General features: G+C 62.4%; 13 protein-coding genes. 9 read left to right on the top strand and 4 right to left on the bottom strand.

The annotated features are described in order from the left end of the window. Position 1: 1 nt before the first annotated feature. On the bottom strand, positions 2-1,552 hold the full coding sequence (gene hutH, locus AC6I7A_RS05825; RefSeq protein ID WP_058957713.1) for a histidine ammonia-lyase: 1,551 nt from the start codon (positions 1,550-1,552) through the stop codon (positions 2-4). A gap of 305 nt (positions 1,553-1,857) precedes the next feature. Between hutH (AC6I7A_RS05825) and hutC the strand changes: the two genes are divergently transcribed. Beyond that, entirely contained in the window at positions 1,858-2,613 is a 756-nt protein-coding gene (gene hutC / locus AC6I7A_RS05830; RefSeq protein ID WP_009091253.1) for a histidine utilization transcriptional repressor HutC, read from the top strand. On the opposite strand, the gene AC6I7A_RS05835 is transcribed toward hutC, so the two are convergent. Further along, positions 2,597-3,139 carry a HutD/Ves family protein gene (locus AC6I7A_RS05835; RefSeq protein ID WP_058957712.1) on the bottom strand — a complete coding sequence of 181 codons (543 nt, stop codon included), beginning with the start codon at positions 3,137-3,139 and terminating at the stop codon, positions 2,597-2,599. The two genes, hutC and AC6I7A_RS05835, sit on opposite strands and share 17 nt — an antisense overlap. Then, complete coding sequence (locus AC6I7A_RS05840) at positions 3,136-4,491, bottom strand: formimidoylglutamate deiminase (protein WP_058957711.1); 1,356 nt, start codon at positions 4,489-4,491, stop codon at positions 3,136-3,138. The genes AC6I7A_RS05835 and AC6I7A_RS05840 overlap by 4 nt, the downstream gene beginning before the upstream one ends. An 81-nt stretch (positions 4,492-4,572) precedes the next feature. Here AC6I7A_RS05840 and hutI point away from each other — a divergent pair, with 81 nt between their 5' ends. The 7 genes from hutI to hutH (AC6I7A_RS05875) all read left to right on the top strand — a co-directional run bounded on the left by hutI (position 4,573) and on the right by hutH (AC6I7A_RS05875) (position 11,521). Continuing rightward, positions 4,573-5,790 carry an imidazolonepropionase gene (hutI, locus tag AC6I7A_RS05845; RefSeq protein ID WP_058957710.1) on the top strand — a complete coding sequence of 406 codons (1,218 nt, stop codon included), beginning with the start codon at positions 4,573-4,575 and terminating at the stop codon, positions 5,788-5,790. Beyond that, positions 5,787-6,578, top strand: coding sequence for an N-formylglutamate deformylase (hutG, locus tag AC6I7A_RS05850; protein ID WP_058957709.1), 792 nt, complete (start codon positions 5,787-5,789; stop codon positions 6,576-6,578). The genes hutI and hutG overlap by 4 nt, the downstream gene beginning before the upstream one ends. A gap of 312 nt (positions 6,579-6,890) precedes the next feature. Then, positions 6,891-7,739: a transporter substrate-binding domain-containing protein gene (locus AC6I7A_RS05855; RefSeq protein WP_058957708.1), complete on the top strand. Its 849-nt coding sequence runs from the start codon at positions 6,891-6,893 to the stop codon at positions 7,737-7,739. A gap of 12 nt (positions 7,740-7,751) precedes the next feature. After that, positions 7,752-8,471: an ABC transporter permease gene (locus tag AC6I7A_RS05860; protein ID WP_046101490.1), complete on the top strand. Its 720-nt coding sequence runs from the start codon at positions 7,752-7,754 to the stop codon at positions 8,469-8,471. An 8-nt stretch (positions 8,472-8,479) separates the two neighbouring features. Beyond that, complete coding sequence (locus tag AC6I7A_RS05865) at positions 8,480-9,211, top strand: ABC transporter permease (RefSeq protein ID WP_046101491.1); 732 nt, start codon at positions 8,480-8,482, stop codon at positions 9,209-9,211. A gap of 1 nt (position 9,212) precedes the next feature. Further along, positions 9,213-10,007 carry an ABC transporter ATP-binding protein gene (locus AC6I7A_RS05870; protein ID WP_009091239.1) on the top strand — a complete coding sequence of 265 codons (795 nt, stop codon included), beginning with the start codon at positions 9,213-9,215 and terminating at the stop codon, positions 10,005-10,007. After that, a complete protein-coding gene (gene hutH / locus AC6I7A_RS05875) occupies positions 10,004-11,521 on the top strand; it encodes a histidine ammonia-lyase (protein WP_009091237.1) in 1,518 nt (505 codons plus the stop codon). The genes AC6I7A_RS05870 and hutH (AC6I7A_RS05875) overlap by 4 nt, the downstream gene beginning before the upstream one ends. Before the next feature lie 5 nt (positions 11,522-11,526). Here hutH (AC6I7A_RS05875) and AC6I7A_RS05880 read toward each other — a convergent pair whose 3' ends face one another. Then, positions 11,527-12,159 (bottom strand): flavin reductase family protein, encoded by a 633-nt coding sequence (locus AC6I7A_RS05880; RefSeq protein WP_009091235.1) that lies wholly within the window; start codon positions 12,157-12,159, stop codon positions 11,527-11,529. Between the two features lie 141 nt (positions 12,160-12,300). On the opposite strand from AC6I7A_RS05880, the gene rlmF reads away from it, so the two are divergent. Continuing rightward, positions 12,301-13,233: a 23S rRNA (adenine(1618)-N(6))-methyltransferase RlmF gene (gene rlmF, locus AC6I7A_RS05885; protein WP_058957707.1), complete on the top strand. Its 933-nt coding sequence runs from the start codon at positions 12,301-12,303 to the stop codon at positions 13,231-13,233. Positions 13,234-13,307: the final 74 nt, after the last annotated feature.

Genomic DNA, 13,307 nt, shown 5'->3' on the forward strand with positions numbered 1-13,307 from the left:
TTCAAGAAGTGGAGCGCATGCTCGGCAGCAGCGCGGTCAATGCCTGAGGCCAGTCAGCGCGACTTGCCCACTGACGCATGGCGTCGATATCGGGTGCCAGCAGGCGATCTTCCTCCAGGAAGGCCACCTGCTGACGGATCTCATCTAACGCCTGCTCAATCAGCGCAGAACTTTTCAGCGGCCGGTTAAACTCAATACCCTGCGCGGCAGCCATCGCCTCGATGCCCACCACGGCGGCGCTGTTAAAGCACATGCTGCCGAGACGACGCGCAGCGTAGGTCGCCATGGAGACGTGATCTTCCTGGTTTGCAGAGGTGGGAAGGCTGTCGACGCTGCCCGGATGGGCCAGCGACTTGTTCTCAGAGGCCAGCGCAGCGGCGGTGACCTGGGCGATCATAAAGCCGGAGTTCACGCCGCCGTCACGCACCAGGAAGGGCGGCAGGCCGGATAAGCCGCTGTCCAGCAGCAGCGCCAGCCGCCGTTCAGAGATGGCGCCTGCTTCGGCAATCGCCAGCGCCAGGATGTCAGCGGCAAAGGCCACCGGCTCGGCATGGAAGTTGCCGCCGGAGATCACCTCACCGCTGTCACTGAACACCAGCGGATTGTCCGAAGCGGCGTTCGCTTCGATTTCCAGAATCCGCGCCGCGTGGCGGATATTGTCCAGGCAGGCACCCATCACCTGCGGCACGCAGCGGATGGAGTAGGGGTCCTGCACGCGGCCACAGTGGGTGTGGGACTGCAAAATTTCACTCCCTTCGATCAGGCTGCTGACGGCGGCCGCGACCGCAATCTGGCCCTGCTGGCCACGCGCCTGATGAATACGGGCGTCGAACGGTTTCAGAGAGCCTTTAATCGCCTCCAGCGACAGCGCACCGGCCATCAGACCGGCGGCAAACAGATTCTCCCCTTCAAACAGGCCGCGCAGCGCCAGCGCGGTCGAAACCTGGGTGCCGTTGAGCAGCGCCAGCCCCTCTTTCGGCCCGAGCACAAAGGGCGACAGGCCCACGCTTGCCAGTCCCTCTGTTGCCGGAATCAGCGCGCCATCGACCCGCACCTGGCCTTCGCCCAGCAGCATCAGCGACATGTGCGCCAGCGGCGCGAGATCGCCAGAAGCCCCGACCGATCCTTTTTCCGGAATGCAGGGCATGACACCGGCATTGAACAGCGCCAGCAGCGCCTCCACCAGTTCGATCCGCACGCCGGAGTGGCCGCGGGCCAGGCTGACGATTTTGGTGGCGACCACCAGACGGGTGACATTGTCGGGCAGCAGATCCCCCAGCCCGACGCTGTGAGACAGCACCAGATTGCGTTGCAGATCGGCCAGTCGGCTGGCCGGAATCTGCGTCTGCGCCAGCTTGCCAAAGCCGGTGTTAATGCCATACACCACGTTGCCGGAGGCGACAATCGCCTCCACGGTCTGCTGCGCCTTTGCAATCGCCTGACGCGCGCTGTCATCGAGGCTCAGCGTTACGTGACCCTGATAGATGGCGCGTAAGGTGGCGAGGTCTACCTCGCCTGGCACCAGGCGCAATGCCTGAGACGAACCTGACATAGTCTACTCCTGTCTATACAAGTGTGCTGGCACGGCTGAGCGGTTTTTCCTGCCCTGAACCAGCGGGATAAAGCGAGTGAAACATAAGTGTCTATTCTTGTCTATACAAGTAGCAAGGGGCGTGCCAGGCCGATCACAAAAATGGAATGCCCGCCTGCTGCGGGTGGGTGAGGAAACGAAGGCGGAGGCTGCACCATCAGGAGGCGAGCGCTGCACCAGCGGGGCACAGCGCGCCGGACTGGATGTATATACATTCACGCGGTGAGACAGTAAACTGAAGGCACTATCAGGAAAAGGAACAGCAAATGGTCGAGCATACGGCACTGGCACAACTGGCGGCGGCGATGAGCGATGAGCCCGCCCCGATTTATCAGCGGGTGAAGCAGGCGATCATCAGCCAGATCCGCGAAGGAATGTGGAAAGCGAATCAGCGTGTGCCGTCAGAAAGTGAACTGGTTAATGAGCTGGGCGTCAGCCGCATGACCATCAACCGGGCGCTGCGTGAACTGACCAGCGAAGGCTTTCTGGTCCGGATGCAGGGCGTCGGCACTTTCGTAGCCGAGATGAAAGGCTACACCGCCATGCTGGAGGTGCATAACATCGCCGACGAGATCGCCCAGCGCGGTCATCAGCACAGCTGTAAAATTCTCGCCATCGGCCAGAACAAAGCCGATCCCGAACAGGCGGCGGTGCTGGGATTGACCACCGGGCAGACGCTCTATCATTCGCTGATTGTGCACTACGAAAACGATCTGCCGGTACAGCTGGAGGACAGGCTGGTCAATCCGCTGGTCGCCCCCGATTATCTGGCGCAGGATTATCAGCAGATGACCCCGTATACCTATCTGATGCGGGTTGCGCCGCTGACGGCGGGCGAGCACATTGTCGAGGCAGTGCTGCCCGATGTGCGTCAGCGCAAACATCTGTCGCTGGATGAGCACGAACCCTGCCTGCTGATCCGTCGTCAGACCTGGAGCGACAACAAAATCGTGACCTACGCGCGGCTGCTCTATCCCGGCTCACGTTACAAACTGCTGGGCCGCTTCAGGGGACACGGCTAAGCCGGGTAAACAGCAGCCGGGCGTCCCGGCTGTCGGGCGTGAAGCTGCACGCCTCATCGACCCACCATGCGCCCTGTCGGGCGGTCAGCTGTTTCCCGTCGTCGCTCCGCCACGCGCCTGCCAGCACCCAGGCAACCCCATGCAGGCTGCTGACGGGGGCGGTGACCACCTCAACCGTGGCCTGCCACTGCTCCCGCCGCGTCATAATGTTAAAGTCTTCACTGATGCTGCCCTGCAACTGCGCGGTCAGGGCCAGTTCGCCGGCAAATGACCAGGGCTGCTGCGGCATTAACCGATGCGCTGTGCCCGGCGCGGTAAGCAGGACCGGGTCGCCGTGCAGCAGGGTGATGATCCGATCGATGCCCGGAAAGGCTGAAAAGGGGCCATCCTGCGCCAGGGTGGCAATGCTGGCGCGCCAGCCAAAGGATTCCGCACCGGGCGGAAAGCTGACAATTTCGCGGGTTTCGCCTCCGCCATTACGCCAGCGGCTGACCGCTAGGTCAGCGTAAGAGAAGCGGGCGATCATTGCAGTGCCGCCATGGCCTGACGGAAGCGTCTGGCACACGCCGCCTGATGAGGATGCTCGCCATCGACGATCACCGCCTTACCTGCCACGTAGACATCCCGAATCTGATCGCGCTGACCGGCAAACAGCCAGCGGTTCAGCAGCGCCTGAGATTCCACGCTGCCGAGCCACGCCTCATCGCGCAGCACCAGCCAGTCGGCGCGCTGCCCCACCGCCAGCGTTCCCTGCTGAATGCCGCACGCCTGCGCACCGCCCGCCGCCGCCTGCTGCCACAGCAGATCGCCGACCGACGGCTGGCCGGGCAGGGTAATGCGGTTGCGGCGCTGATCGCGCAGTCGCTGCGCATACTCCAGCCAGCGCAGCTCTTCCTGGGCGCTGAGCGAGACATGGCTGTCGGAGCCGATGCCCCAGCGTCCTCCCTGCGCGATATACTCCACCGCCGGAAAAATGCCGTCACCGAGATTCGCTTCGGTGGTGGGGCAGAGACCGGCCACCGCACCGCTGCGGGCGAGGCGCGTCAGCTCGCTCTCATCCAGATGAGTTGCGTGGATCAGGCACCAGCGTGCATCCACGGCAAAACGGTTCAATAGCCAGCTCACCGGGCGTTCGCCGCTCCACGCCAGCGAGTCATTCACCTCTTTCTGCTGCTCCGCCACATGGATATGCACCGGCAGCGTCGGATCGCTCTCCGCCAGCACCGTCTCCATCTGACTTTCACTGACGGCCCGCAGCGAATGAAAACAGAGGCCGCGGTTCAGCAGGGGCCGCTGCTGCTGCCACGCATCCAGTCGCGCCTGCTGTTGCAGATAACGATCGGTCTGCTGAATAAAGCGTTTCTGCCCGGCAGCCGGAGGCTGGCTGCCAAAGCCGCTGTAGCTGTAGAGCACCGGCAGCAGCGTCTGGCCGATACCGGCCAGTTCGGCGGCGTCGATCAGCTGCTGCAGCATGGCGTCATCTGCATAGGGCGCGCCGCTGGGATCGTGATGCAGATAGTGAAACTCCGCGACCTGGGTGTAACCCCCTTTCAGCATCTCAATGTAGAGCAGGGCGGCGATGTCGCCCGCCTGCTGCGGCGTCAGGCGCTGCACCATGCGGTACATCCGGTCACGCCACGTCCAGAAGCTGTCCTGCGGATCGCCCGCCACTTCCGCCAGACCGGCCATGGCGCGCTGAAAGGCGTGCGAATGCAGATTAGCGATCGCCGGGATCACCTCGCCGTTGAGCAGCACCGCCTGGTCGGCGTGGCTCTCCGGGGTAAGAGCGTCGATAAAACCGGCCTGATTGACCGTGATACGTACCTGCTGCTGCCAGCCCTCCGCCAGCAGTGCGCGCGGGGCAAAAAAAGTCGCCATGGTTGATCCTCGTCGGATGTAGTTGTATATACATATACATACTTTAAGACACAGTGTAAACGGTGGAGGCACGAGGCAGCGATGGCGGAAGAGATGCAGGTAGAGACGGTCTGGACCGGGGCGGATCTGGTCACCATGCGGGACGGAAAGTACCACCTGATACCTGAGGGGGCGATGGCGGTGCGGGCGGGTAAGCTGGTGTGGGTCGGCCCGGCGGCTGAGATGCCCGCCTTCGTCGCCGCGCGGCATCATCATCTGCCGGGCGGTATCGTGACGCCGGGACTGGTGGACTGCCATACCCATCTGGTGTTTGGCGGTGACCGCAGTCAGGAATTTGAACAGCGCCTGAATGGCGTCAGCTATGCCGACATTGCCGCACAGGGCGGCGGCATCCTCTCGACGGTACGGGCGACCCGCGCCGCCACGGAGGAGGCGCTGGTGGCGTCGGCGCGCTGGCGGCTCGACCGCCTGCTGGCAGAGGGGGTCACCACGGTGGAGATCAAGTCCGGCTACGGGCTGGATGAGGAGAGCGAACTGCGGATGCTGCGCGCGATTCGCCAGCTGGGGCAGAGCGTGGCCGCCGATGTCCGTGCCACCTGCCTGGCCGCCCACGCCTTTCCGCCGGAGTTTAAGCATGACCCGGAGGGCTGGGTCGAACTCATCTGCGAACGGCTGCTGCCGCAGGTGCAGGCGCTGGGACTGGCGGATGCGGTAGACGCCTTCTGTGAACATCTTGCCTTTTCACCGCAGCAGGTCGCGCGGGTGTTTGATCGGGCGGTGGCGCTGGGTCTGCCGGTGAAGCTGCACGCGGAGCAGCTCTCGTCGCTGGGGGGAGCGGCCCTGGCGGCCCGTTACGGTGCCCTTTCTGCCGACCACCTTGAATACGCCACCGAGGAGGATGCGAAAGCGATGGCGGCACACGGCACTGTGGCGGTGCTGCTGCCGGGCGCTTTCTATCTGCTGCGGGAAACCCGGCGTCCCCCGGTGGATCTCTTCCGGCAGCACGGGGTGCCGATGGCGCTGGCCAGCGATGCTAATCCCGGCACCTCACCGGCGCTGTCGCTGCGTCTGATGCTCAACATGGGCTGCACCCTGTTCGGCATGACCCCGGAAGAGGCGCTGGCGGGCGTGACCCTGTGGGGCGCAAAAGCGCTGGGCCTGGCGGACAGCCACGGCTCGCTGGAGGCGGGAAAAGTGGCGAACTTCGTTCACTGGCCGCTGGCCCGTCCGGCGGAACTGGTTTACTGGCTGGGCGGTGAGCTGCCCTGTACCGTTATCTATCGTGGAGAACCCCAATGAATCCCTTCATATTTACCCGGGGCAGCCTGCCGCTGCTGGTCAGTATTCCCCATGCCGGCACTGAACTGACGCCCGAGGTGGACGCCGGACTGAGCGACGCCGCGCGTGGTTTACCGGACACCGACTGGCACATCCCGCTGCTCTATGATTTCGTGCGCGACCTCGGAGCCAGTGTGTTAATCGGGCGTTACTCGCGGTTCGTGGTCGATCTGAATCGTCCGCCCGATAATCAGCCACTTTACACCACCGCCACCACCGGTCTGTTCCCGGAAACCCTGTTCGACGGCACCCCGACTTTCCTGCCAGGCAAAACGCCCGATGCGGCTCAGCGTCAGGGCTACATCGACCAGATCTGGCAGCCTTACCACCAGCAGATCCAGCAGGAGCTGGCGCGGCTTAAAGCAGAGCACGGCTATGCGCTGCTGTTTGATGCACACTCCATCGCCAGTGAAATTCCCCGCCTGTTCGAAGGCCGTCTGCCCGATATCAACCTTGGCACCAATGACGGCGCCAGCTGCAGCCCGGCGATGAGCGCGGCGCTGGAGGCTGTTTGCGCCGCGCAGCACGACTACAGCTGGGTGCTCAACGGACGTTTTAAAGGCGGTTACATTACCCGCGCCTATGGTCAGCCGCAGCAGCAGACTCAGGCTGTCCAGCTGGAGCTGGCGCAGCTGAACTACATGGATGAAACCCCGCCTTACGCCTGGCAGCAGGCGCGCGCCGCGCAGTTGCAAAAAACGCTGAAAGCACTGATCCACGCCATGCTGGCGGAGGGCAAAACCCGATAATCCCACCACGGCGATGCGCCACCCCGGTGCATCGCTGCGCTGAACCGGTGCAGGCGGGTGCAGGCCGCCTGACTGCACGGCGCTCCCGGCCGCCTTTTTCCCTTTTGCAGAGCTGGCATAACCTTTGCTTGGTTGTATGTACAAGTACAGCAGCGCATCTATCACATCATAAATTCTGTCTGGCTCACAAAACAGTAAAGCCGGGAATGAACTGCGCCGCGTTAGCTTGTATATACATGACATATCATCCTGTGAAATTTATGTTAAATCTCGTCAGGGCGATCACCAGGCCGCTACTTTCAGGAGAACCGTATGACGCACCCTCTGACTCTTCGTCGTTTATGTCTCACGACCCTGGTTTCCTCTCTGCTGCTCTGTGGCGTCAGCGCCCAGGCGAAAGAGTGGAAGTCGATCACCATTGCCACCGAAGGCAGTTATGAACCCTGGAACCTGACGCTGCCAGGCGGCAAGCTCGGCGGCTTTGAACCGGAACTGATGGCGAATCTCTGCCAGCGTATGGCGATTCAGTGCAGGCTGGTGGTGCAGAACTGGGATGGCATGATCGCCGGGCTTAATGCCGGAAAATATGACGTGATCATGGATGCGATTGTGATTACCCCGGAACGAAAGAAAGTGGTCAGCTTCACCCTGCCTTACGCCTCGACGCCTGCCACCTTCATCACCCTGAAAGGGAGCCTGCTGCCCGCTGACAGCCAGATTATCAAGCTGACCGACGACGCAAAAAGCGTGGAGCCGGCCATTGCAGGTCTGAAAGCGGCGCTGAAAGGTAAAACGATCGGTATCGCCTCCGGCACGGTTTACACCCCCTTTATCGACAAATATTTCAAAGAGGTGGCGGATGTCCGTGAATACACCAGCTCGGCCGACGCCATCCTCGACCTGCAGGCGGGGCGGATTGATGCGGTGTTTGACGACGTGACCTTCGCGCAGTCGATGCTGGCGCGGCCCGAAAACCGCAATCTCAGCTTCAGCGGCCCGCAGCTGGGTGGCCCGATCTGGGGTGAGGGAGAGGCGCTGGGCGTGCGCATGGCGGATAACGATCTGAAAGCCCGGCTGGATGAGGCGATCAAAGCCGCACTGGCCGATGGCACAGTGAAAAAGCTGAGCGAGAAGTGGTTCAAAACGGATGTCACACCCTGAGTGAGGTAACTGATGATAAGCCTGCTGAGTTTTGGCCCGGACGGCTGGGGACGGCTGATTCTGAGTGCCGCGCTGACCACGCTGCTGCTGTCGTTTGCCGCGCTGGTGGTGGGGGCGGTGGTCGGGTCGGGCGTTGCCGCCGCGAAGTTATCTCCCCACCGGCCGGTTCGCTGGCTGGGGGAGGGATACTCGGTGATCTTTCGCGGCATTCCTGAGCTGCTGGTGATCTACCTGTTCTACTTCGGGGGATCGGGGCTGATCACGCAGATCGGCCAGCTGTTTGGTGCCGACGGATTTATCGAAGCGCCGCCGTTTCTGATCGGGGCGCTGGCCATCGGGCTTATCTCCGGCTCTTATCAGGCGGAAGTCTATCGCGCCGCACGGCTGGCGCTGGCGAAAGGGGAGATCGAAGCGGCGGTCGCGATTGGCATGCCCCGCTGGCGCATCCGGCAACGCATCCTGCTGCCGCAGGTGGCGCGCTATGCGCTGCCGGGTTTATCAAACGTCTGGCAGATGAGCCTGAAAGATTCGGCGCTGGTGTCGGTCACCGGCATTGTCGAGCTGATGCGGGCGAGCCAGATTGCCGCCGGTTCGACCCGTGACTACTTCGCCTTTTATCTGGTGGGCGGAGGCTGCTATCTGCTGCTGACGCTGCTGTCCAACCGTGCCTTCCTGCGCGCTGAATCCCGTCTGGGGCGCGCCTGGCAAAGCCGCACCGCTGCACAGCATTAGGGGGATTGATGATCGATTTTGCGTTTCTCACAGACACCTTCCTGAAACTCAGCGCCGCGCTGCCGGTGACGCTCGGTCTGTTTATCAGCGCCTTTCTGTGCGGTGGCGTGCTGGCGACAGGGATTCTGGCGCTGCGCATGAGCCGCTGGCGGCTGCTTAGCGGCTTTGCCCGCGGCTACATTCTGGTGTTTCGCGGTTCGCCGCTGATGATCCAGCTGTTCCTGATCTACTACGGTCTGGGACAGTTTGGCGTGATCCGTCACAGCCTCCTCTGGCCATTTCTGCGTGAGCCGTTCACCTGTGCGGTGCTCGCGCTCTCGCTCTGCACCGCCGCCTACACCGCAGAGATCCTGCGCGGGGCGCTGCTGGCGGTGCCGCCAGGCCAGGTCGAGGCGGGGCTGGCGTGTGGGATGTCACGCGGGCTGCTGCTGCGGCGCATTATCGCGCCGGTCATGCTGCGTTACGCGCTGCCTGCCTACTCTACCGAAGCGATTCTGCTGGTGAAATCGACCGCGCTCGCCAGTCTGGTGACGGTGTGGGATGTCACCGGGGTGGCGCAGCAGATCATCCAGCGCACCTACCGCACCATGGAGGTCTTTCTCTGTGCGGCGGCGATCTACCTGATCCTTAATTTCATCATTGTGCAACTCTATGCCCTGCTGGAGCGGCGTCTGACGCCGGTGCACAAACCGGAAAAAAAGCCGTTACCGTCCGCTAAGCCGATCCCCGGAGGAGAGTAATATGTCTGATTTGTCACCCGTCACGCTGTCGGCCAGCGATATCCACAAATCTTTTGGTGCCATGGAGGTGCTGAAGGGCATCTCACTGCAGGCGCACAAAGGCGATGTCATCTCGATTCTCGGAGCCAGCGGCTCGGGCAAAAGTACGCTGCTGCGCTGCATTAATCTGCTGGAGACGCCCGATTCGGGCGTGGTCAGCGTCGGTGGTGAGACCATTGAGATGAAGCGCCATGCCCGCGGGCATCAGCTGGCCGCTAATCCCCGCCAGATTGAACGGCTGCGTTCCCGGCTTGGCATGGTGTTCCAGAGTTTTAACCTCTGGTCGCATCTGACGGTGCTGCAGAATGTGATTGAAGGGCCGCACTATGTGCTGAAGCGCGACAAAAAAGCCTGCATCGCCCAGGCGGAACAGCTGCTGGACCGGGTCGGCTTACTGAACCGCAAAGATTTCTATCCCGCTCAGCTTTCCGGCGGTCAGCAGCAGCGCGTGGCGATTGCCCGCGCGCTGGCGATGGACCCGGAGGTGATGCTGTTTGACGAGCCGACCTCGGCACTCGACCCCGAACTGGTCGGTGAGGTGCTGAAGGTGATGCGCAGCCTGGCGGAGGAGGGGCGCACCATGCTGGTGGTGACGCATGAGATGGGCTTTGCCCGCCACGTCTCTAACCGGGTGGTATTTATGCATCAGGGCACGATTGATTGTCAGGGCACGCCGGAAGCGATGTTTGGCGACGGCGGCTCGGCGCGCTTCAGGCAGTTCATCTCCCGTCATCATCAGGTGGAGCCGGTGTTATGAGCAGTACGCTGAATCCTCCCCAGGTGTGGGGCGATGTCCCGCTGACCTGGCCGTCGCTGGTGCAGGTCGCCCGGCACGATGCCCCTCTGACCCTCAGCGACAGTGCCTGGCAGCGGATTGCGCAGAGCCGCGAGATCGTCGGCACCATCGTGGCGACGGGGCAGGTGGCTTATGGCATCAATACCGGGCTGGGTGCGCTGTGCAACATCACCCTCTCTGAGGATGAACTGAGCCAGCTGTCGCGTAATACCCTGCTGAGCCACGCCTGTGGTGTCGGCCCGAAACTGGCCAGAGCCGAGGTGCGCGCCATCCTGTGTGCGGCGATCGCCAACTACAGCCACGGTAAATCAGGCGTCTCGGTAGCGCTGGTGCAGCAGCTGCTGGCGCTGCTCAACCGGGGGATTACCCCGCAGGTGCCGTCACAGGGGTCGGTCGGTTATCTGACCCACATGGCGCATATCGGGCTGACGCTGATCGGCATCGGTGAGGTGGAGTGGCAGGGCAGCGTCGTCCCGGCAGAGCAGGCGCTGGCGGAGGCAGGGCTGACGCCCTACCGGCCTGGCGCGAAAGAGGGGCTGAGTCTGGTAAACGGCACGCCGTGCATGACCGGCTTAGCCTGCCTGGCGCTGGATGATGCGGCGCGTCTGCTGGACTGGGCGGATGTCACGGGCGCGATGAGCTTTGAAGCGCTGCGTGGCCAGCTGGTGGCATTTGATCCTGAGGTGCTGGCGCTGAAAGCCAGTCCGGGGATTCAGCGCAGCGGCGAACGTCTGCGCCAGTTGTTAAGTGACAGCCCGCTGCTGAAAGCGAGCGTCGGTATCCGGACACAGGATGCGATGAGCCTGCGATCGATGCCGCAGGTTCACGGTGCCTGCCGCGACCAGTTTACCCATGCGGTTCGTCAGGTGGAGACCGAACTTAACGCCTCTACCGACAATCCGCTGATTCTGGGCACCCCCGACGCCTGGCGCGTCGTGTCGCAGTCGAACCCGCACGGCGAGTCGGTGGCGATGGCCTGCGACCTGCTGGCAATTGCGCTGGCGGAGCTGGGCAGCATCGCGGAGCGACGGCTTGATCGGCTGGTGAATCCGCTGGTCAGCGGTCTGCCGCCGTTTCTGGTGGCCGAGCCGGGCGTCAACTCCGGCATGATGATTGCGCAATATGTGGCGGCGTCGCTCTGCGCGGAGAACCGCCAGCTCGCTCAGCCGGCGGTGCTCGACAACTTTGTTACGTCGGGATTACAGGAGGATCATCTGAGCCTCGGCACCGGTGCGGCACTGAAGCTGCTGAAGCTGGTCAGCAATGTCGGGCACATCCTCGCGATTGAGTATCTGCTGGCGGCGCAGGCGCTGGAGTTTCACGGTGAATCACAGCTGGCCGCAGGAACGCGGCGTGCGTGGCAGCAGTTACGGCAGGTGGTGGCGTGCTGGCAGCAGGATCGCTGGCTGGCGCCTGATATCGCCCGCGCGGCAGAACAGATCAGAGCGCACCGGTGCGATGCGCTTGAGGGATAGGCGGGTTACGACCGGCGGGCGTCCGGACGGACCAGGTCGAAGCGCTGGGCTTCACTGATGCCGTAATAGGCGCTGGGTCCCCCGGCGCGCAGAATCGGCTCCGCTTTGGCCGTCTGATATATGCCCTCTTCCAGCAGCGTTTCACTGATGTGGATCGCCACCGCTTCGCCCATGACCAGCCAGCTGTCGAGCGGGTTGCCATCGGCATCCTGCAGCTGTATCAGCTGTGTTAAGCGACACTCAAAGTTGACCGGGCTCTCCGCCACCAGACTGGCGCTGACCTGGGAACCGGCCTGCGGCGTTAAACCGGCGAAGGTGAACTCATCCTGATCGGCAGGCAGCGACGCTGAGCTTTCATTCATCGCTTCCGCCAGCGGGCGGGTCGCCAGGTTCCAGACAAACTCTCTGGTCTCAGCAATATTGCGGACGCTGTCTTTCCAGCCGCTGCTGGCAAAACCGATAATCGGCGGATGATAGCTGAAGCAGTTAAAGAAGCTGTAGGGTGCCAGATTGCGCTGGCCGCTGGCGCTGACTGAGCTAATCCAGCCGATCGGGCGCGGGCCGATAATGGCATTCAGCGGATCGTGCGGCAGACCATGACCGGCACGGGGTTGATAAGAATAGCGTTTCTGGCTCATAACCTCTCCAACGGGGAATAATGATTAATCTTAGCGCGACAGCATGGCCTGTCGAATCGGAAAGTGGTAAGCGGATGGTGCGGGTTTATTTTCACTCGCCTACAGCGTATTGTACGCGCGCCTGAATAACTGAGAGAACGTATGAAAAAGTCAGCCAGCACCTCGCCTTTCCACGCCCGCAATCGCCATCAGGGCGAGTACGATTTTGCCGCGTTAACCGCCGCGCATCCGCCACTGGCGGCCAAAGTCCGGCCCAACGGGTATGGCGTGCAGTCGGTGGATTTTGCGGACCCCGAGGCGGTGATGCTGCTGAATCAGGCGCTGATCAAACTGTTTTATGATATCGACTGGCAGCTGGCCCCCGGCTCACTCTGTCCGCCGGTGCCGGGACGAGCCGACTATCTGCACTACCTTGCGGATTTGCTGGCGCTGGATAACAACGGCGTAATCCCCGCCGCTGACGTCCTGGATGTGGGCTGCGGTGCAAACTGCATCTATCCCCTGATTGGCGCGGCGGAATATGGCTGGCGCTTTACCGGCACCGAAATCAACGAGGTTGCACTCAAAGCAGCCAACCGCATTCTGGCCGCGAATCCGCGCCTGACGCGCCAGATCCGTCTGCGTCGTCAGAAAAACAGCGACGCGGTGCTGGCGGGCGTGATCAGCAAAAACGAATTTTTCAGTGCTGTCATGTGCAACCCGCCTTTCCACGCCTCGGCGGAGGAGGCCGCGGCGGGGTCGCAACGTAAATCACGCAATCTCGGACTCGATAAAGCGGCGCCGCTCAACTTTGGCGGTCAGCATAATGAGCTGTGGTATCCCGGCGGTGAAAAAGCCTTTATCGGCAGGATGATCGCCGAGAGCGTGGCCTTTGGTCGTCAGATTGGCTGGTTTACCTCACTGGTATCGCGCAAAGAGAATCTGCCCGCGCTGGAAAAACAGCTGCAGGCGCTCGACGTTGCTGAGGTGCGGGTGGTCAACATGGCGCAGGGTCAGAAGCAGAGCCGCTTCCTGGCGTGGAGTTTTATGCCTGCTGCCCAGCGCAGCAAGCTGCTGAGTCGCCTGGGGAACTGAGGCATCTCATTACGCAGGTAGCAGGAATCTATCTGCTGAGAAAAAAGGACGTGCTGCGATGCGGCCGTTTCAGA

The sequence above is a fragment of the Type-F symbiont of Plautia stali genome (assembly GCF_059731105.1).